This window comes from Modestobacter roseus (genome assembly GCF_007994135.1).
Classification (GTDB): Bacteria; Actinomycetota; Actinomycetes; order Mycobacteriales; family Geodermatophilaceae; genus Modestobacter; species Modestobacter roseus.
On record NZ_VLKF01000001.1, the window covers coordinates 3,973,994 to 3,994,121 of the forward strand.

Sequence of the window (20,128 nt, forward strand, 5' to 3'; positions counted from 1 at the left end):
GGCGTCACATGCGGCGGCGGAGCCGCAGCCCCAGCGGCCGGCCGTCGGGGTCGATGGCGAGGCGGTAGACCGGCGCGGCGAGCAGCCGCTTCCACCACGGCGGGTCGGCGACGAGGTGCGGGCGGACCCGGCCGGCGGGGCGCGGTCCGCGGCGCCCGCGGGCGTACCAGTCGTCCAGGGCGGCCGCGCTGCGCCGCACGGCCTCGGCCGTTTCGTCCGGGTCGAGCAGGTCGGCGTCGTCGCCGTCGGCCCGGCCCAGGTGCTCGCGCATGAGCGTCAGCCGCAGGTCCCGGGCGAACCGGCGGGCCCCGTCCCCGAGGCCACCGGGGTCGGTCGGTTCGCGGAGGTCCGGCTCGGCGTCGACGACCGCGGCGGTCAGCTCCGAGTCGTGCGTCCAGGAGCGGCGGTTGAAGTTGTCGCTGCCGACCGTGGCCCACACGTCGTCGACGATGCAGACCTTGGCGTGCACGTACACCGGCACTCCCTGCGCGTTCTCCACGTCCAGCACCTGCACCCGGTCGCCGCCGGCGGCGCGCACCATGTCCAGTGCCCGGGTGTGCCCGTAGGTGATGGGGGCGACCGACAGCGGGCTGTCCTTGTCGGGGTGGCGCGGGACGACGACCACCAGGTGCAGCCGGGGCTTGGCGCGGAGCGCGTCGGCGAACACCCGGGCGATCTCGGTGGACCACATGTACTGGTCCTCGACGTACACCAGGCGCTCGGCCCGGCGCAGCGCCTTCGCGTAACCACGGGCGGCGCTGCGCTCGCCGTCCGGGGCGAACGGGTACCCGGGCCGGCGGTTCGGGTAGGTGCGCAGCAGCTGCACCGCGCAGGAGCCCTCGGCCGGCGGCGCCGGCCGGGCCTCGGGCAGGGACGACGGTTCGCGGTCCTGGCCCCGCAGCACGTCGGGCAGCACGTGCCAGGGCATCCGGGACAGCGCGGCGGGGTCCTGCCAGCGCTCCCGGAACACCGCCTCGACCTCCCGCACGGCGGGGCCGCGCAGCTCCACCTGCACGTCGTGCCACGCAGGGGTCTCGCCGTAGGCGGCGGCGAACGGGCGGGTCTGCGGGTCGCCGTCGTGCGCGGCCCCGTCGCGGCGGCTGTGCGCCACGTCGATCCCGCCGACGAACGCGACGTCGTCGGCCGGGCGGTCGCGGTGCCGGACGACGACGAACTTCTGGTGGTGGCTGCCCGCGGGGCGGACCCGCTGGTCGAGCAGCACCTCGCCCCCGGTCTCGTTCACGTCGCGGGACAGGTCGCGGTTCTGCGCGGCGGAGAACTCCAGGGCCTGGACGTGCGACCGCCAGATGAGCCCCTTGACCAGCGCGCCGCGGCGGACGGCGTCCGACAGCGCCTTGCCCACCGTCGGGCCGTCGTCGGTGAGCAGCTCGTCGGTGTCCCCGCGCCAGCCGGCCAGGTACACCAGGTCACCGCGCCCCGCGTCGGCCAGCGCCGCGGCGAGGGCGGGGAAGTAGCTGCGGCCGTGGACCAGTGGCCGGACGGCGTTGCGCTCGGTCCAGGGCAGCAGGCGGGTGGCGTCGTTGCCCCGCTCGGCGGCGGTGAGGAACCAGTCCGACAGGTCGTTCGGGGTCGGTTCGTCGCGGGTCGGACGGGTCATCCAGGCGGCTCCGTGGTCGTGGGGCGTCCCCGGCCACCGGGCGGCGGTCAGGGCGCAACCTCTCAGTCCTACCGGAGGACCGGCCGGTCCGCTCGCAGTGGCCGCGCCGGTACCGGTGGGCAGCGAGTGACGGGTGCGTCGCCGCTGACCGCGGCCACCCGCGCGGAGCGTCCCGGCTCGCCTAGTGTCCGCATGGCGCCGTCCCCTCGTGGTCCCCGGCGCGCTGACTCGACGGGCGGAAGGCGTGGTGGACCTGGCACGGACCGAGTGGGACCAGAGCGACACCACGCAGCGGTGGGAGCGGGTCCCCGACCTGATCCCACGGGATGCGCTGCCTCCCGTCCCCGCCGTGGCACCGGTGGACCCGCCGCGCGGGCCGGTGGCCCGGCGTGACCCGTGGTGGCGCATCGCCGTCCGCGGCACGGGTGAGCTGCTGGTGACCGCCGGGCTGCTCGTCCTGCTGTTCGTCGTCTACGAGCTGTACGTGACCGACCTGCTCAGCGACCGGGCACAGGGCCAGCTCGCCGACGAGATCCACCAGCAGTGGGACGGCGCGCCCGCACCGGTGTCCGGCCCCGGCACCCCGATGACCGTCGCCCCGGCCGAGGGGGAGCCGCTCGCCGTCCTCCACGTGCCGCGGCTCGGTGAGGACTGGGCCCGGGTGGTGCTGGAGGGCACGACCGAGGACGCGCTGCGCGAGGGGCCGGGGCACTACGTCGGCACGACGTTGCCCGGTCAGCCGGGCAACGTCGGGATCGCCGGGCACCGGGTGGGCAAGGGCTCCCCGTTCCTGGACGCCGACCGGCTGGTGCCCGGGGACGCGATCGTGGTGGAGACCGTCGACAGCTGGTTCACCTACCGCGTGCTCGGGGACCCCGCGACCGGGGACTACGCGGCCGACCCCAGCGGCATCCCGGGTCAGCAGATCGTGTCGCCGGCCGACGTCGGGGTCATCGCGACCACGCCGAACGCGCCCGGGGCAGGGGCCACCGGCTCCTACCTGACGATCACCACCTGCCACCCCAAGTACTCCGCGCGGCAGCGGCTCATCGTGCACGCGGTGCTGGAGGGCAGCGGGATCAGCAAGGCCGACGCCCCGGACGGGCCACCGGAACTGCAGGAGGACTGAGCGTGTACGGCTGGATGTGGCGGCACCTGCCGGGTGGGACGGCGATCAGGACGGTGGAGGCGCTGGTGCTGGTGCTCGCCGTGGTGGCGCTGCTGCTGTTCGTCGTCTTCCCGTGGGTGGAGCCGAGGCTGCCGTGGAACGACGTCACGGTCGACGCATGACCGCGCCGGTCGGATCGTCCCGCCGGCCGGCACCGGCATGCTCTTCCGCTCCGCCGAGCACCGCGAGGTGACGTTCTGGATGGCGGACACCCTGGTCCCGCTGGACATCGCGTGGCTGGACGGCGACACCGTCCTGGGGGTCACGCGCATGACCCCCTGCCTGTCGGACCAGGCGCAGCAGTGCCCGCGGTACCCGTCCCCGGGGCCGGTGGACGCCGCGCTGGAGGTGCCCGGCGGCGCGCTGGCCGAGCTGACCGTCGGGGCCGCCGTCACCCGGGGGTGACGGCAGCTCGTCGCCGGGTCAGCTGCGGCCGCTGCGGTTGGGCCGGCGCCCCTGCCGCGACCCCGAGCGGGAGCCGGGACGGCGGCCGTCGCGGGGCCGGCCGCCGTCGTTGCCCCGGCCGGCGGGGCGGGAGCTGCACGGCCGGCAGGTGCTGAACCACGGGGCGATCGCCGTGCCGCACTCGGCGCACTTCCCGGAGCGGCCGATCGAGATGGCGTCGGGGAGCAGCTCGCTGATGCTCTCCGCACACTCCTCCTCGACCCAGGCGGCGTCCTCGCTGCTGAGCCCGGCGACGTCGGGGAACTGGCGGAGCAGGGTCTGCGCGTCGCGCGCGGCGGCGGCGGCCTGCTCGTAGTCCTCCACCGAGCCGCCGCGCGGGACGTCGGGCAGCACCGTCTCGGCGGCCACCGGCAGCCCGACGGCCTGCCGCAGCGCGGCGCGGGCCAGGGTGAGCCAGCGGATCCGCCGCGGCGGGTTGTAGTCGATGGCCAGGTTGACCAGTCGCCACACCGTCTCCAGGTCACCGGCGGCGCCCAGCGGGCCGCGCAGCAGCGGCAGCAGGGCGTGCACCCGCAGGATGAGCGGGGTGACGTCGTCGGCGGTCATGCCGGTGTCCCGGGTGGCGCGGCGCGCCCAGGCCATCCAGCGGGTGAGCGCCTCGGGCAGGTCGACGGCCTCGAACGCGCCGAGGTCGGCCAGCTCCGGCCGCAGCCGGGGTGCCCGCTTGGGGAGGTCGCTCATCTCGTCGCCACGGGCGACGGCGGCGCCCTTCGCGACCAGGGCGGGCACCGGCTTCAGCCCGCCGACCCCGGTGAGGACGCCGACCGAGCCGTGCCCGGTGAGGCCGTAGCGACCCGCGCGGCCGGCGATCTGCGCAGCCTCCCAGCTGCGCAGCGGGCGGACCTCGACGCCGTCGAACTTGCTGGTCTCGGCGAACAGCACGGTCGTCGCCGGCACGTTGATGCCGTGGCCGATGACGTCGGTGGTGACCAGCACGTCGAAATCGCCGTCGGTGAACTTCTCGATCACCTCGCGGCGGGTGGCCGGGGGCAGCGCGCCGTAGAGGACGCCGACCTTCCCCGTGCGGTGCTGGTCGAGCTCGGCGGCGACCGCGTAGACGTTCTTCCGGGAGAAGGCGACGACGAGCGTCTGCGGGCGCACCGTGGTGGGCTTCACCGGCGCGTGCAGCACGTCGAGGCGGGACAGCCGCTTGTGGTTGACGACCTCGACCGACGCGGCGTCGGCGACCAACGGCTTGAGCAGCAGATAGGCCTCGGCCGCGGAGATCAGGTGCATCTCCCGGAACTCGCCGGTCAGCAGCAGCCGGGCCCAGTGGTGGCCGCGGTCGGGGTCGGCGACCCAGTGCGACTCGTCGAGCACCAGGAGCTCGCCCCGCATCGGGGCCTTCTCCACGGTGCAGCAGACGATCGGCGCGAAGGGGTCGATCTCCTCCTCACCGGTGGACAGGCCGACGGTGCCCGCGGGCAGCTGGGCGGAGAGCTTGGCGTAGGCCTCGTGGGCGAGCTGGCGCAGCGGGGCGGCGTAGACGCCGGAGCCGGTGGCGGCCAGCGCCTGCAGCGACTCGTAGGTCTTGCCGGAGTTGGTCGGGCCCAGGTGGAACACGACCGACTCGGGCCGCACGGTGCGGCGGGGCAGCTCGGGCGCGGCGCCGTCCACCCAGATCTGCTGGGCGGTCTTCTCGTCGCGGGTGGCCTGGCGGTCGGCCTCGCGCGCGGCAGCGGCACGGACGGTCGTGCGCTCGCGACGGCGGGGGGCGGACTGCTCGGGGGCGGTGGCAGACAGGAGGTGGTCCTTCGGTGGGGGACGGGAGCCAGGAGGAGGTCGACGCGGTGCCGCGGACCTCGGCTGGACAACAACGCGCGCCTCCCGGTCATGCCCGGCGCGGAGGCCGGGCCCTCCCTCCCGGCCCCTGCGTCCCGCGGCTTCGGCGGAACGGCGAGGTGGGTACGGCGACGTACCCGGCCGGGTCGAGGTGGAGGTGATCACGTCGATGGTAGGCCCCCGCGGTGCCCGACAGGGCGCATGCGCGGCGCGTCACCCGATCGGCGTCGCCAGTCCGCCTTCGGATGTCATTGGCAGTTCTCGTCGTCTGATCAGCCTCTGCGCCCTCGCGACATCGATTCCATGGCGCAAGAAGTGATGCCAGCGGGGACTTTCATTGGCAGGTCACCGTTCTATAACGCGACGTCACACCGTCGAGTCGTTGACAGTTGCCAACGTGGACGAGTGGTGCAGTTCGTCTGCGCCCGGCTCACCGGTCGCCCGCGCCCGGGTCGGGCTGTCTCCTGGGAGTCGACGTGCGCTTCGCGTCATCGTCCCGTCGCGCTGTCGCGGTCCTCGCCGCCGGCACGGTCGGGTTGTCCACCGCAGTCCTCAGCGTCACCGGCGTCGCGTCGGCCGACATCGACCGCACCTACACCTTCTCCACGGACCCGGGCGCTGCCGCCGACGTCCACGTGGACGAGGTGCTCCCCGTCAGTGACGCCTTCTGCAGCATCACGTGGGAGTTGGTCGGCGGGTCCGGGGGCAAGGACAGCCTCGGGAACCCGGGCAAGCCGGGTGGTCGCCTGGGGATCACCGTCCCGCTCGACATCCCCGCCGACCAGGTGGCCGAGTTCTACCTGTTCCCGGGTGGGGCCGGCGGCGATGGCCAGTCCAGCTTCGACCCCCACCAGGATCTCGGCTCGGCGGGCCATGGCGGCATGAGTGGTCACGACGGCAATGGCACGGACGGGTCGAAGTACCTGTTGCTGCAGGAGAACGAGTACTTCTATGGCGGTGGAGGTGGCGCGGAGTCGGCCGTGGCGATCATGCCGGCAACCCCGCCGGCGGAGCAGGGCACTGCGGCCGGTTCGTACCTGCAGACCGTGCTGAGCGCCTTCGGCGGTGACGGGGCGGGGGCCGACGAGGGGGCCGGCGCCGGCGGTGGCTACGGCAAGTACACCAACAACAGCCCCTTCCCTGGGGACACCGGCCTTGCCGCCGTTCCTGGGGCCGGCGTCATCTCCGGCACGGTGACGCTGTGCAAGACGGACGTGCCGACCCCGGACGTGGTGGTCAAGCCGCGGGTGTCGGTTCCGGTCGAGGTCGCCGCCGTTGCGGGGGCGTCGTCGATCAAGATCTCGTGGAAGGCGCCGCAGGACGCCGCCGGTGTCGCGGGGTACCAGGCGTTCGCGAGCCCGGTGGGGGCGCAGTCCAGTGGCGGCACCGTGTTCTGCAAGCCCGCCGCCGCGCTGGGCACCTCCTGCGTGGTGCCGGCGATCCCGGGGCTGACCTACAACGTGGGCGTCGAGTCGCTGGACGCCAAGGGTGAGCGGATCGGGGTGTCCGACCGGGTGACCACCACCGCGATCGCCGCGCCGGTCGTGGCGGCGTCGCTGCCGAAGGCGTCGGGCACGCTGACCAGTGACGCCAAGGACGGCAAGGCCGTGGCGGGGGAGAAGGTCACCGTCACGGGCAAGGACTTCCTGCCCGGGTCGGTGGTGGAGCTGGTCGCCTACTCCACCCCCGTGTCGCTGGGGCAGGCCGTGGTGCTCTCCGACGGCACCTTCACCGCGGAGGTGACGCTGCCCGAGGACATGGCCAACGGCACCCACCACCTGGTCGCCTCCGGCGTGGACGTCAACGGTGACCCGCGCACCCTGGTGGTCGAGGTGACCGTCTCCGGTGGCGTGGCCACCGCGGAGATCGCGGGGCTGGCCTACACCGGTTTCACCCCCGCGCCCTGGCTGGCCGGCGGTGCGCTGACGCTGCTGGCCGGCGGCGGTCTGCTCGTCGCCGCGCGGCGCCGCTCGGCCTGACCTCGGCCGCACGACCCGGGCCCGGCCCGTCCGCACACCGCGGACGGGCCGGGCCTGTGCTGCGTCGAGAGGTCGACGGCGGTCGTCCGGTGGGGCCCGGTGGTCGACCGATCGGTGCAGAGACCGTGGGACCGCTGTTGCCCGAACACGGCCGTTCGTACGTGAGGAGCTGGTCGAACTCAGCAACTCATCCGGCCGCTGATGGTCGATTCCTGTCATTTGGTGACGATGATCGACCGAAATCGCCACAAGTAACGATGGGATAACGCAGTGCACCATCGGCTCGGCGGCGTGTCTGTGCACTGGGTGTGAGTGGTCGGGTTGCGCCAGCACCCGGACCTCCGGGTAGACGAAGCCCCGGCGTTCCGGGCACCCCTCCTTGGGAGATCGACGTGCACCTCACGTCCCCGTCCCGTCGTGCCGCCGGCCTGCTGGCCGTCACGACGATCGGCCTGTCCACCGCAGTGCTCTGCACCGCCGGCGTTGCCGCGGCCGCCCCGGTCACCCTGACCCCCGCCTCGCCCGACCTGGTCGTCACCGCCGGGCCCAACACCTGCGCCATCGACTGGACCGTCCAAGGCGCAGCCGGCGGTCGGCTCACCGGCGGTGCGGGAGCCGTGGTCACCTTCACCACGCTCACCCAGCCCGGCGGGGTCTTCCACGCGGTGATCGGCACCGCCGGCGGTGCGTCGGCGGGCGGGACCGGCGCCCACGCCGGTGGCGCGGGTGGCGCAGGCGGCGGCGGCGGTGGCGGCAGCACGGCCGTGTACGCCGGCAGCACCGGCACGACCCTGATCGCGGAGGCCGCCGGTGGTGGCGGCGCCGGTGTCGATGCTGCCGGTGGGGACGCCGACGGCAACGGCAGCGGCTTCTCCGGCGTCCAGTGGGACTACTTCGGCGGCCAGGCCGGCGGTGGCGGCGGTGCCGGCGGCGAGACGCAAGACCCGGCCGGTGCGAACGGGGGCAACGCGGCGGGCGGTGTCGGCGGCGCGGGTGCGCCCGGTGCGGGTGGCGGCGGTGGGGCGTCACCGGTGGCGGTGGCGGCGCTTCCGACGGCGTCGACGGTGCCGGCGGTGGCGGCGGGTACAGCGAGCTGGGTCAGCTGGCCTTGGACGCGGACTTCCTCGAGGACGCCATGAACTACGGGGACGGCTCGGTCACCTACGAGTTCCTCGACTGCGCCGCCCCTGCGGCCCCCCGCGTGCATAGCGCCTACGGCGGTGACGGAGTCGGCACCGTCGAGTTCTGGCCCGCCTACCTCGACCCGGAGTCGCCCGTCTCCCCGGTGACCGGGTACGAGTACAGCACCGACGGCACCACCTGGGTGCCGTTCAGCACCCGCACGGTGAACGCAGGCGGCGACGACGACGACCTGCGCACCGGGACCGTCTCCGGGCTCACCAACGACAAGGCGTACACGGTCGCCGTCCGGGCGCAGAGCGCGTCCGGTCCGAGCGCCGCCAGCGCGGCGAGCGCCCCGTTCACGCCGCACCACTACATCGACGGCCCGGCCACCGCGACGATGACCGCCGGCCCGAGCTCGGTCACGTTCACCTGGACCGCGCCGGCCGAGGATGCCGCCAAGGTCACCGGCTACCGGGCGCAGGCGTTCCCGCAGGAGTTCGAGGGTGACTGGGAGGCTCCGGGCGCACCGGTCATCGCCCAGTGCGAGGCGCCGGCCGGGGCGACCAGCTGCGTCGCCGCTGCGTCCCCGGGCTACTCGTACGCCGGGTACGTGAGCACCGAGGAGGGCGAGTACCAGGGCGGGGACACCGACGCCGGGACCACCGCCGTCATCGCCGGTCCGTCGATCCCGACCACGCTGCCCACGGCTGACGGCGTGCTGACCACGAGTGACGCCGACGGCAAGGTCGTCGCCGGCGAGAAGGTCACCGTCACCGGCAAGGACTTCCTGCCCGGCTCGACGGTCGAGCTGGTCGTCTACTCCACGCCGGTGAAGCTGGGGTCGGTCGTGGTGCTGGCCGATGGCACCTTCACCGCCGAGGTGACGCTGCCGAAGGAGCTGGCCAACGGCGTCCACCACCTGGTCGCCACGGGCGTCGACGTGAACGGCGACGTCCGCACCCTCGTCGTCGAGGTGACCGTCTCCGGCGGCGTCGCCACCGCGGCGGTCGCGGGTCTGGCCTCCACTGGTGTCACCCCCGCGCCCTGGCTGGCCGGCGGTGCGCTGACGCTGCTGGCCGGCGGCGGTCTGCTCGTCGCCGCGCGGCGCCGCTCGGCCTGACCCAGCCGCACGACCCGGGCCCGGCCCGTCCGCACACCGCGGACGCGCCGGGCCCGGCTGCGTGTCCGGGCGCTAGCCTCGGTGCGCCAGGAGGGCTCGCCTAGTGGCCGATGGCGGCGGTCTTGAAAACCGCTAAGAGGTAACCCCTCTTCGTGGGTTCGAATCCCACGCCCTCCGCTCCCGACACGCCGGGTCGCGACACGCGATCGTCCGACGGCCCCAGAAATGTGTCCCGCCTCACATGTTTCCCGGGTGATGGACGTCACCGCAGGTCAGCGCGGGGTTGCGTGACGGACCCGTCCCCGACGTTCACCCGGCGTCCGGTGGTGGACACACAGAGTTCACCCGGCCGGGTGAGAGTCTGCGGGTCCTTCCGACCGACCCGTCCACCGGAGGTCCCTCCGTGCGTCCCGCACCCCGGATGACGGCGCGCATCGCCGCCGTCACCGCCGCTGTCGTGGGAGGGGCCGTGCTCGGCGCCTCGCCCGCCGCAGCGCTCATGCCGCCCGCCGGCAGCCCCTTCATCAGCGAGTTCCACTACGACAACGGCGGAGCCGACGCCAACGAGCGCGTCGAGATCGCGGCCGCGCCCGGCACCGACCTCACCGGCTGGACCCTGGTCGGCGTCAACGGCGGCAACAACGCCACCTACGACCCCAAGAAGCTGACCGGCGTCGTCGGCGAGTCCGGCGTCGTCGTCGTCGACTTCCCCGGGCTGCAGAACGGCGCGCCCGACGGCCTGGCGCTGATCGACCCGGCCGGCACGGTCGTGCAGTTCCTCTCCTACGAGGGCACCTTCTCCGCCACCATCAGCGGCGCGACGGTCGAGTCCACCGACGTCGGCGTCGCCGAGACCGGCAGCGGCCCGGCCGAGGGGTCGATCCAACTGATCGACGGCACCTGGGTGGTCACCGAGACCAACACCTTCGGCGCGGCCAACGGCGTCGTCGACCCCGAGCCGGAGCCCGACCCGGAGCCGGTCGACTGCGACACCGACGGTCTCACCGCCATCACCGACGTGCAGGGCACCGGCGAGGAGAGCCCGCTGGTCGGCGACACGGTCACCGTCGCCGGCGTCGTGACCAGCAGCCCCGACGGCTTCGGCAGCGTCTACGTGCAGGACCCCGCGGCGACCCCGGGTGCGGCCTCCACCGCGGTCAACGTCTTCCGCAACACCGCGGGCCTGGAGATCGGCGACGCCGTCCAGGTCACCGGCGAGGTCGCCGAGTACGAGGGCCTCACCCAGGTCGAGGCCAGCGCCGTCGCCGTCTGCGCCGAGGACGCTTCGCTGCCCGGTGCGGTCGACATCGACTGGGCGCAGACCGACGCCGCCGAGCGCGAGGCGCTCGAAGGCATGCGCATCCAGCCCACCGGCGACTACACGGTCACCGAGGTCTACAACCTCAACCGCTACGGCGAGGTCATGCTGGCCGCCGGCACCGAGCCGCTGCGGCAGGCCACCGACGTCGTCGAGCCCGGCGCCGAGGCCATCGCCTACGAGGCGGCGAACGCCGAGAAGGTCCTGCTGCTCGACGACGGCCGCAGCACCAACCTCGCCACCGCCGGCACCGCCCCGAGCTACGGCGCGCTCGAGGACGCCGTCCGGGTGGGCGACCGGGTCAGCTCCTTCGGCGAAGTGCCCTACGTGCTCGACTACCGGTTCGGCGCCTGGCGCGCCCAGCCGGCCACCGTCGTCACCGCGGAGATCACCGGCAAGGCCGCCTTCGACGACAGCAACCCGCGCACCGACGCCCCCGAGGAGGTCGGCGGGGACGTCCAGGTCGCCTCGTTCAACGTCCTCAACTACTTCACCACCTTCGGCGGCGAGGCGCGTGGCGCCGAGAACGCCGCGGAGCTGGCCGAGCAGCAGGCCAAGATCGTCGCCGCGATCAACTCCCTCGGCGCCGAGGTCGTCTCCCTGGAGGAGATCGAGAACTCGGTCAAGTTCGGCAAGGACCGCGACGACGCGCTGGCCACCCTCACCGACGCGCTGAACGCAGCCGCCGGCGAGGACCGTTGGGCCTACGTGCCCTCGCCCGCCGTGCTGCCGCCGGTCGAGGACCAGGACGTCATCCGGACCGCCTTCATCTACCAGCCCGCCGCGGTGGAGCTGGTCGGGGAGTCGGTCGTCGACACCGACGACGTGTGGGCCGGACTGGCCCGCCAGCCGCTCGCGCAGACCTTCCGCGCCGACGGCGGCGAGTTCACCGCCGTGGTGAACCACTTCAAGTCCAAGGGCTCGGCGCCCGCGGGCGACGAGGACACCGGCGACGGCCAGGGCAACGGCAACGCGACCCGCGTCGCCGAGGCGCAGCGGCTGGTCGCCTTCGTCGACTCCCTCGAGGGCGCGGCCGAGGACGTCCTGATCCTGGGCGACCTGAACAGCTACACGATGGAGGACCCGCTCGACGTCCTCCGCGAGGCCGGCTACGCCAACCTCGCCGACGGCACCGGCGAGAGCAGCTACGTGTTCAGCGGCCGGGTCGGCTCCCTGGACCACGCGTTCGGCTCGCCGGCGCTGGTCGAGGACGTGACCGGCGTCGACATCTGGAACATCAACTCCGTCGAGTCCTACGGCTACCAGTACGACGGCTACGAGGGCTGGTACGACGCGGACCCGTTCCGGTCCTCCGACCACGACCCGATCATCGTGGGGCTGGAGCTCGGTGGTGCCGGTGAGCCGGACCCCCAGCCGGAGCCCGAGGTGGGCAACCCGACCGGGGTGGCCAACGGCAACAGCTGGCTGCACCCGCAGGACCGGGTGGGCTACATCGCCGGGCACTTCCGGAACACCGACACCGTGCCGGTGCAGGTCCGCCTGCTGACCGACTACGGGCAGTCGGAGGCCCAGACGGCCGAGCCGGGCGAGGCCGTGTACCTGACGGTGGACACCGGGCTGGCCGAGCTGCCGGCCGGCTCCGCCACGATCCGCGTGTACAAGAACGTGGCCGGCAAGGGCTACCAGTCGCTGTTCCCGATCTCCTACCCGGCGCAGTCCGCCGGTGACGGTGGTGCGGGCGACGGCGACGGCACGGTGGACCTGCAGCTGCTGGGGATCAACGACTTCCACGGCCGGCTGGACGACGCGGTGGCCCTGGCGGGCACCGTCGAGGAGCAGCGGGCCCGGGACGACGTCGACGCCACGCTGCTGCTGTCGGCGGGGGACAACATCGGCGCCTCGCCGTTCGTCTCCTCCAGCCAGCAGGACCGGCCGACCATCGAGGTCCTCAACGAGCTGGGGCTGCAGGCCTCCGCGGTGGGCAACCACGAGTTCGACCGCGGCTTCGCCGACCTGACCGGGCGGGTCGGGGTCGACGGCGAGAGCGGCCTGGCCGACTTCCCGATCCTCGGGGCGAACGTCTACGGCGCTGATGGTGCGCCGGCGCTGCCCGAGTACGCGCTGCTGGAGGCCGAGGGCGTCACGGTCGGCGTGATCGGTGTGGTCACCGAGGAGACGAGCTCGCTGGTCTCCCCGGCCGGCATCGAGGGGATCACCTTCGGTGACCCGCTCGAGGCGACCAACCGGGTGACCGACGAGCTCACCGACGGCGTCGGGGACGAGGCGGACGTGATCGTGCTGCTCGCCCACGAGGGCGCGCCGGAGGGTGAGGCCACCAGCACGCTGGAGGAGCAGCTCGCCGCCGACACCGCGTTCGCCGCCATCGTCAACGGTGCCGACGCCGACGTCGACGCGATCGTCACCGGGCACACGCACCAGACCTACGCGTGGGAGGCGCCGGTCCCCGGCACCGACGAGACCCGCCCGGTGATCCAGACCGGCGCCTACGCCGCGGACCTGGGCCGGATCGTGCTGACCTACGACGAGGCGACCGGTGAGGTCACCGCTTCGACGGTGGAGAACCTGCTGCTCACCGAGCGCACCGAGGAGGACCTGGTCGCCGCCTACCCGGTGGTGGCCGAGGTCGCCGAGACCGTCGCCGCCGCGCAGGCGGTGGCCGAGGAGGTCGGCAGCCAGGTCGTGGGGTCGGTCACGGCCGACATCACCCGGGCCTTCACCACCGGCCCCGACGGCGGGCAGGTCGAGGACCGCGGGTCGTACTCGGCCCTGGGTGGTCTGGTCGCGGACAGCTACGTCTACGGCGCCGCGGACAGCGCCATCGAGGCGGCCGACCTCGGCCTGGTCAACCCCGGTGGCCTGCGGGCCGACCTGCGCTACGGGGAGGACGGTGTGATCACGCTGGCCGAGGCCAACGAGGTCACCCCGTTCGCCAACGACCTGGTCGTCGTCTCGCTCACCGGCGCGCAGCTGGTGCAGGTGCTGGAGCAGCAGTGGCAGCCCGCGGGCAGCTCCCGGCCGTTCCTGGCGCTGGGCACCTCCGAGGAGCTGACCTGGTCCTACGACCCGGAGGCGGCCGCCGGCGAGCGCATCATCGTCGACAGCATCCGGATCTCGGGGGAGCCGATCGACCTGGCCGGCACCTACCGGGTGGCGACCAACAGCTTCCTGGCCTCCGGCGGTGACAACTTCACCACCTTCGCCGAGGGCACCACCGAGCAGACCGGTCTGATCGACTTCGACTCCTTCCAGGCCTACCTGGAGGAGAACTCCCCGCTCAGCCCGGAGGACTTCACCGACCGGGTGACCATCGGGGAGGCCGAGGAGCCGCAGGCGCCGGCGACCGTCACCGTCTCGCCGACCACCTTCTCCCGCGGTGACCAGGTGACCTTCTCGGTCACCGGCTTCGGTCCCCGCGAGCGGGTCGTGGTCACCGTCGGCGGGAAGCGGCTGGGCAACGTCCGCACCGACGCTGAGGGCGCCGCGTCGGTTCGGGTCACCGTGCCGAAGTCGGTCGGCCTGGGCGCCGTCCAGGTCACCGCGACCGGGGCGGAGTCGGGGACGACCGCCAGCGTCGACGTCACCGTCACCGAGAAGCCCAAGCCGGGCCACGGCAACGGCGGGGGCAACGGCGGCGGCAACGGCGGCGGTCAGGGCTTCATCGGTCAGCTCCTGGGCTGGCTGTGGCAGCTGCTGCGCGACTGGCGCGGCTGATCCAGCGGGGCTGAGGCCCCGCGAGGTGCACCGAGCGTGGTGCACCCGTTCGACGACGGGCCCCCGACTCCGGTCGGGGGCCCGTCGCCGTCGCGGGTGGGGACCGCGGTCCCACCCGGACGGGTGATCGCGCTCAGGCGCCACCCGGACGTGCCGATCTGGCTGTCGTGGCCATTGCTCCGTCCCTCCGTGCCCGGGACGCCGAGGCGACTGCCCGGGCGTCGGTCGTGGTGCTCGCGGCGAGCGCCGTCGTCGTCGCGGGCGCCGCCGTCCTGGACCCGGTCAACCGCACCGTGCCGGGACAGATCGCCTGCTGGACGGCGGTGGCCCTGCTGCTGGTCGGCGTCGTGGCCTGCCGCCTGGTGCCGGCGGACCGGCTGGACGGGCACGGCGGGCTGCTGGCCATCCCCCTCGTGGGGGCGGCGCTGGTCAGCGTCACCAACCTCGCCACCGGGGACACCTCCGCGGCGGCCCAGGTGTTCCTGGTCATGCCCGCACTGCTCGGCGCGGCCAAGTTCCGCGCCCCCGCCGCGGCTCTGGTCACCGCGGTCGCGGTCGTCGGCAACGTGGTCGTGAACCTGCTGCTCGCCGACCCGGTCCGCGCAGTCACCGACTCGCTGTTCACCGGCACGGCGCTCACCACGCTGACCGTCGTGCTGGCCGGCGCGGAAGGACGCCGCGAGAGCCTCGTGCGGGTGCTGCAGCAGCAGGCGACCATCGACGCCCTGACCGGGCTCGTCACCCGGCGGGTCCTGGACGATGCGGTGTCCGACGCCGTCGGCACCCCACCAGGGACGGCGCTCGTGCTCGTGGACATCGACCGGTTCAAGGCGGTCAACGACGTCCACGGCCACCCGGTCGGCGACGCGGCGCTCGCGCACGTCGCCGGGGTGCTCGCGCGCGCCGTTCGCCGGTCGGATGCCGTGCTGGGCCGGATGGGTGGTGACGAGCTGGCCCTGCTGATGCCCGGGTGCTCCGCCACGGCGGCCGTCGACCGGGCGCGGCAGGTGCTCGAGGCGGTGCGCACCAGCCCGCTGGAGCTCCCCGACGGATCGCTGCTGGCGCTGTCGGTCAGCCTCGGCGTCGCGCACGTCGACGCCGACGGTCGACCCGGAGACCTCTACCCGGCTGCGGACGAGGCGCTCTACCGGGCCAAGCGGGCCGGGCGGGACCAGCTCGCCGTCGCCGGGGCGTGACCCGGCTCCTCGCGGCCGAGCTCTAGAGTCGCCCTCGTGCCCGCGCCGACGAGCCGCCCCACCCGGCGTGCCATCCGTCGGCGGCGGGCCGAGGGCGAGCTGCCGTCCCGGCTGCGGTTGCCGCACCTGCGGCACCCCGCGCAGGTGGTCGTCGCCGCCTTCGCGGTGGCGGTCTCCGTGGGCACCCTGCTGCTGTGGCTGCCGGTCGCCAGCGAGCCGGAGGGCAGCCCGACGCTGCTGCAGGCGCTGTTCACCGCCACCTCGGCGGTCTGCGTCACCGGGCTGGCCGTCGTCGACACCCCCACCTACTGGACCGGCTTCGGCGAGGCGGTGATCCTCGGGCTGATCCAGGTCGGCGGGTTCGGGATCATGACGCTGGCCTCGGTGCTGGGCCTGGTGCTCGCCCGGCGGCTCGGGCTGCGTGCCCGGCTCAACGCCGCCGCGGAGACCAAGAGCATCGACGTCGGCGACATCCGCCGGGTCGTCGTCGGCGTCGCGACGATCAGCCTGCGCTTCGAGGCGGCGGTCGCGCTGGTGCTCACGCTCCGGTTCGCCCTGGGCTACGACCAGGACCTCCCGGAGGCGCTGTGGAACGGCGTCTTCCACGCCGTCTCCGCCTTCAACAACGCCGGGTTCGCGCTCTACACCGACAGCCTGATCCCGTTCGCCACCGACCCGTGGATCTGCCTGCCGATCAACGCCGCGGTCATCGCCGGCGGGCTCGGCTTCCCGGTGCTGATGCAGCTGCGCCGCGACCTCCGGGTGCCGCGCAAGTGGGTCATGAACACCCGGCTCGTGCTGCTGGGCACCGGCGTGCTGCTCGTCGTCGGCACCGTCTTCCTCACCGCGGCGGAGTGGTCGAACCCGGCCACGCTCGGCCCGCTGTCGGTGGCCGGCAAGCTGCTGGCCGGGTTCACCACCGCCGTGATGACGCGCACCGCCGGGTTCAACGTCGTCGACGTGGGCGCCATGGAGCCGGCCAGCTGGCTGGCCACCGACGTGCTGATGTTCATCGGCGGCGGGCCCGCCGGCACCGCCGGCGGGATCAAGGTGACCACCTTCTTCGTGCTGGTGTTCATCGTGCTCACCGAGATCCGCGGTGAGGGCGCGGTGAACGTGCTGGGCAAGCGGCTGCCGCGGTCGGTGCAGCGCCAGGCGATCACCGTGGTGCTGCTGTCGGTGATGGCGGTGGGGCTGCCGGTGCTGGCGCTGCTGGCCACCACCCCGTTCACCCTCGACCGGGTGCTGTTCGAGGTGGTCTCGGCGTTCGCCACCGTGGGACTGTCCACCGGCATCACCGCCGACCTGCCCACCTTCGGGCAGCTGCTGCTGGTGGCCCTGATGTTCATCGGCCGCCTCGGCCCGATCACCCTGGCCTCGGCGCTGGCGCTGCGGCAGCGCACCCAGGCCTACGAACTACCGAAGGAGCGACCCGTCATTGGCTGACTGGCTGCACCCCCGTCGCCCCGGCGGCCGGCGGTCCCCGTCCAACGCCGTCGTCGTCATCGGGCTGGGACGGTTCGGCTCCGCGCTGGCGCTCGAGCTGATGGCCGCCGGCACCGAGGTGCTCGGCATCGACGCCGACCCGGACATCGTCCAGGGCCTCAACGGCCAGCTCACCCAGGTGGTGCGCGCCGACTCCACCAAGGAGGAGGCGCTGCGGCAGCTGTCGGTGCCCGACTTCGACCTGGCCGTGGTCGGCATCGGCACCGACGTCGAGGCGAGCATCCTCACCACCTCGTTGCTGCTCAGCTTCGGCATCGACGACGTCTGGGCCAAGGCGCTCAGCGAGCCGCACGGGCGGATCCTGCGCCAGCTCGGCGTCGGGCACGTGGTCTTCCCCGAGCACGACATGGGCCGGCGGGTGGCGCACCTGGTGCGCGGCACGGTGCTGGACTACATCCAGTTCGAGGACGACTTCGCCATGGTCAAGACCCGGCCGCCGGCGGAGGTCGTGGGCCACCGCCTCGGCGACAGCGGGATCCGCACCCGGCACCAGGTGACGATCGTCGCGGTCAAGCGGCCGGGGGAGGGGTTCACCTACGCCACCGCCGACACCGTGCTGGAGCCCGACGACGTGGTCATCGTGGCCGGCCGGACGAAGCTCGCCGAGCGGTTCGCCCAGCGCACCTGACGCCTCACCCCTTCGGGTCGGCCGGCCGACGGCCGGGCACAGTCGATCATGCCCGGTGTCGTTGACCAGGTGTGCCACTGCCGCCGTCGATGAGGGCCCGCGACCCGCGGGCCGCAGCGCGCACGGCGCTGCCCATCATCGCCGTGTGCGCCGCCGTCATGGCCGCCTTCACCACGTTCGGCCCCAACTCGGTCAGCGTCACCACCCGCGCCGCGTCGTGGGGCACGGTCGCGCTGCTGGTCGCGCTCGGCGGGGTGCTGCTGCTGGTCCCGGCCGAGCGGCTGGACCGCGCCGGGGTCTTCCCCGCGCTCGGGGTGCTCGGCGTCGTGCTGGTCTGCGCGATGAACGTGGTCACCGACGACCCGTCGGCGGCCGCCCAGGCGTTCCTCTCCTTCCCGGTGCTCTGGATCGCCGCCCACCTGCGCCGGGCCGCCGTCGCGCTGGTCACCACCACCGCCGTGCTGCTGGACGCCGCCGTCCTGCTGGTGCTGCTGCCGGTGGAGCCCGCGCTCACCGACCTGGTGTTCTTCGGCAGCGTGCTGGTGGTCATCTCGCTGATGCTGGTGCGGGCCGGTGATGTCCAGGAACGACTGGTCTCCGCGCTGCACCGGCAGGCCAACGTCGACTCGCTCACCGGCCTGGTCAACCGCCGGGTGCTCGACGAGGCGCTGGCCGGGGCGCTGAGCGCACCGCTGCACCCGCGGGGCACCGCGCTGGTGCTGGTCGACGTCGACTCGTTCAAGGCGATCAACGACCAGCACGGCCACCCGGTCGGTGACGACGCGCTGGTGCACGTGGCCGGGGTGCTCCGCAGCGTCGTCCGCGCCGGGGACGCCGTGCTGAGCCGGATGGGCGGGGACGAGCTGGCGGTGCTGCTGCCGGACTGCCCGCCCGACGTCGCCGCCCGCCGGGCCGTCGAGGTGCTCGACGCCGTCCGCGCCACCCCCGTGCGCCTGCCCGACGGCTCGCTGCTGGCGCTGTCGGTCAGCCTGGGCGTGGCGCACGCCCCGCTGCACGCGACCGGGCTGGCGGAGCTCTACGCGGCCGCCGACGCCGCGCTGTACGCGGCCAAGCGCGGTGGCCGCGGCCGCGTCGAGGTGGCCGGTTCCCGGTGACCTGGTGGCACGGAGCAGGTCGCCGGCGTGCCGGCTCAGCGGGCCGCGTGGTCCGCTGGGACGACCCCGGCCCGGTGGGTGCGGGCCGAGGAGCCACGCTGGGCCGGCTCCTCCAGGACCGCGCCGATGAGCGGGGTGTCGAGCGTGGTGAGCAGGGTCGTGGCGTCCCGGATCTCGCGCCGGGTCGTGCGGCCGGCCCGCAGCACCAGGACGACGCCGTCAGCGAGCGCCGCGAGCGCGGTCGCCCCCGAGTGCTGGTCCAGGGCCGGCGCCAGCACCAGGGTGACGTCCGTACCCGCGGACACCTCGGTCAGCAGCTCGGCCATCCGGGGCCCGGCCAGTGCGTCTGCGACGTCCGCCCCGGCCTGCGGACCGGCGGGGAGGACCTGGAGTCCGTGCGGCCCCCTCACCAGGGCCTGGTGCACCGCGACCTGCCCGGTGAGCACCGTGGACGTGCCGGACGTCTGCCCGGCGAGCCCGAGCAGTCCCGTCGCCGCCCGGTCGGCCGGCATGTCGGCGTCCACCAGGACGGTGCGCACGTCCGCGGCGGCGAGGACGACCGCCAGGTCGCACCCGAGCCCGGCACTGTCCGCGCTCGTGGTGGGGCTGAGCACGGTGACCACCCGGGGTGCATCGGGACGGCGACCCGCGCGGTCACCCAGGAGTGCCCGGAGGCGGCGCAGCGCCTCCCCGCGCACCGGTCCCGTCGGCCCACCCGCGGGGCGCCTGCGGTCCCGCGCCGGGACGACGGCGAGGACCGGGACCCCGAGCGCGACCAGCTCGTCGGCGCTGTGCACCCGGTCGTCGGTGGCCGCCCGCGCGAGAGCCAGGGCCACGCCGACGGCGAGCCCCAGCAGTGCGCCGGCCGCCACCAGCACCGTCGCCGTCGGCGGGGCCGGGTCCGTCGGCAGCGCCGCCGGCCGGATGGTGGTCACCTGCACCGCGTCGACGGTCGCCCCGGGGGTGTCCTCCAGCTCGGCCAGCAGCGCGGAGAACGCATCCCCGGCGGCGTTGGCGATCGCCTGGGCGCGGTCCGGCGACGGGTCGGTCACCTGCACGTCGAGCAGCACCGTCTCGGCCGGCACCTGGACGGCCATCTCGGCGGCCACCTCCGCACCGGTCAGGTCGAGTGCGAGCCGTCCGGCGATCCGCTCACCGAGCAGCGGGCTGCCCAGCACGGCGGCGTAGGAGGGCATCCGCTGCTGCAGGTAGGCGGTGTCCTGCCGGGTCACCACACCCCCGTCACTCTCCTCGGAGGCACCGAGGAACAGCTGGACGCCGGCCGTGTACTCCGGGGTCCGCAGGGCGGCGAACGCCACCGCCGCGACGGCGCCGAGCACGGTGCAGACGGCGACGAGCAGGGCTCCCCGGCGGAGCGCGCGGCCGAGCTCACGGAAGGTCATGCGGGGGCCTCT

At 74.1% G+C, this 20,128-nt stretch carries 14 protein-coding genes and 1 tRNA gene; 12 read left to right on the top strand and 3 right to left on the bottom strand.

Annotation, left to right across the window (positions count from 1 at the left end; translation table 11 throughout):
• Positions 1 to 4: 4 nt before the first annotated feature.
• Positions 5 to 1,618, bottom strand: coding sequence for a phospholipase D family protein (locus JD78_RS19030; RefSeq protein WP_153359215.1), 1,614 nt, complete (start codon positions 1,616 to 1,618; stop codon positions 5 to 7).
• Between the two features lie 349 nt (positions 1,619 to 1,967).
• On the opposite strand from JD78_RS19030, the gene JD78_RS19035 reads away from it, so the two are divergent.
• Genes JD78_RS19035 through JD78_RS19045 form a run of 3 tightly spaced genes read left to right on the top strand, consistent with a single transcriptional unit; the run spans position 1,968 to position 3,191 of the window.
• Complete coding sequence (locus tag JD78_RS19035) at positions 1,968 to 2,747, top strand: class E sortase (protein WP_228395077.1); 780 nt, start codon at positions 1,968 to 1,970, stop codon at positions 2,745 to 2,747.
• 2 nt (positions 2,748 to 2,749) lie between these two features.
• Positions 2,750 to 2,908: a hypothetical protein gene (locus JD78_RS19040; RefSeq protein ID WP_166521310.1), complete on the top strand. Its 159-nt coding sequence runs from the start codon at positions 2,750 to 2,752 to the stop codon at positions 2,906 to 2,908.
• A 13-nt stretch (positions 2,909 to 2,921) separates the two neighbouring features.
• On the top strand, positions 2,922 to 3,191 hold the full coding sequence (locus tag JD78_RS19045; RefSeq protein ID WP_267128561.1) for a DUF192 domain-containing protein: 270 nt from the start codon (positions 2,922 to 2,924) through the stop codon (positions 3,189 to 3,191).
• Positions 3,192 to 3,209: 18 nt separating this feature from the next.
• On the opposite strand, the gene JD78_RS19050 is transcribed toward JD78_RS19045, so the two are convergent.
• Entirely contained in the window at positions 3,210 to 4,868 is a 1,659-nt protein-coding gene (locus JD78_RS19050; RefSeq protein ID WP_228395078.1) for a helicase-related protein, read from the bottom strand.
• Positions 4,869 to 5,509: 641 nt separating this feature from the next.
• Here JD78_RS19050 and JD78_RS19055 point away from each other — a divergent pair.
• From JD78_RS19055 to JD78_RS19095, 9 genes are all read left to right on the top strand, one after another.
• Positions 5,510 to 7,012, top strand: a complete 1,503-nt coding sequence (locus JD78_RS19055) for a hypothetical protein (RefSeq protein WP_166521311.1) — start codon at positions 5,510 to 5,512, stop codon at positions 7,010 to 7,012.
• Positions 7,013 to 7,404: 392 nt separating this feature from the next.
• On the top strand, positions 7,405 to 8,151 hold the full coding sequence (locus JD78_RS19060) for a hypothetical protein (RefSeq protein WP_166521312.1): 747 nt from the start codon (positions 7,405 to 7,407) through the stop codon (positions 8,149 to 8,151).
• A complete protein-coding gene (locus tag JD78_RS19065) occupies positions 8,148 to 9,257 on the top strand; it encodes a hypothetical protein (protein ID WP_166521313.1) in 1,110 nt (369 codons plus the stop codon). The genes JD78_RS19060 and JD78_RS19065 overlap by 4 nt, the downstream gene beginning before the upstream one ends.
• An 89-nt stretch (positions 9,258 to 9,346) precedes the next feature.
• A tRNA-Ser gene (locus JD78_RS19070) sits at positions 9,347 to 9,434 on the top strand.
• 226 nt (positions 9,435 to 9,660) lie between these two features.
• Entirely contained in the window at positions 9,661 to 14,268 is a 4,608-nt protein-coding gene (locus tag JD78_RS19075) for an ExeM/NucH family extracellular endonuclease (RefSeq protein ID WP_153359225.1), read from the top strand.
• A 167-nt stretch (positions 14,269 to 14,435) separates the two neighbouring features.
• Positions 14,436 to 15,464: a GGDEF domain-containing protein gene (locus tag JD78_RS19080; protein WP_153359229.1), complete on the top strand. Its 1,029-nt coding sequence runs from the start codon at positions 14,436 to 14,438 to the stop codon at positions 15,462 to 15,464.
• Positions 15,465 to 15,500: 36 nt separating this feature from the next.
• Positions 15,501 to 16,910, top strand: a complete 1,410-nt coding sequence (locus tag JD78_RS19085; RefSeq protein ID WP_208104156.1) for a TrkH family potassium uptake protein — start codon at positions 15,501 to 15,503, stop codon at positions 16,908 to 16,910.
• Complete coding sequence (locus JD78_RS19090; RefSeq protein ID WP_228395079.1) at positions 16,903 to 17,598, top strand: potassium channel family protein; 696 nt, start codon at positions 16,903 to 16,905, stop codon at positions 17,596 to 17,598. Before JD78_RS19085 ends, JD78_RS19090 begins: the two co-directional genes overlap by 8 nt.
• An 89-nt stretch (positions 17,599 to 17,687) precedes the next feature.
• Positions 17,688 to 18,713, top strand: a complete 1,026-nt coding sequence (locus JD78_RS19095; protein WP_228395080.1) for a GGDEF domain-containing protein — start codon at positions 17,688 to 17,690, stop codon at positions 18,711 to 18,713.
• A 35-nt stretch (positions 18,714 to 18,748) separates the two neighbouring features.
• Here JD78_RS19095 and JD78_RS19100 read toward each other — a convergent pair whose 3' ends face one another.
• A complete protein-coding gene (locus JD78_RS19100) occupies positions 18,749 to 20,116 on the bottom strand; it encodes a Wzz/FepE/Etk N-terminal domain-containing protein (RefSeq protein ID WP_153359231.1) in 1,368 nt (455 codons plus the stop codon).
• Positions 20,117 to 20,128: the final 12 nt, after the last annotated feature.

Coding starts and splice junctions, on each gene's coding strand:
- JD78_RS19030 (WP_153359215.1), bottom strand. CDS start 1,618: ATGACCCGTCCGACCCGCGACGAACCGACCCCGAACGACCTGTCGGAC.
- JD78_RS19065 (WP_166521313.1), top strand. CDS start 8,148: ATGAACTACGGGGACGGCTCGGTCACCTACGAGTTCCTCGACTGCGCC.
- JD78_RS19095 (WP_228395080.1), top strand. CDS start 17,688: ATGAGGGCCCGCGACCCGCGGGCCGCAGCGCGCACGGCGCTGCCCATC.
- JD78_RS19100 (WP_153359231.1), bottom strand. CDS start 20,116: ATGACCTTCCGTGAGCTCGGCCGCGCGCTCCGCCGGGGAGCCCTGCTC.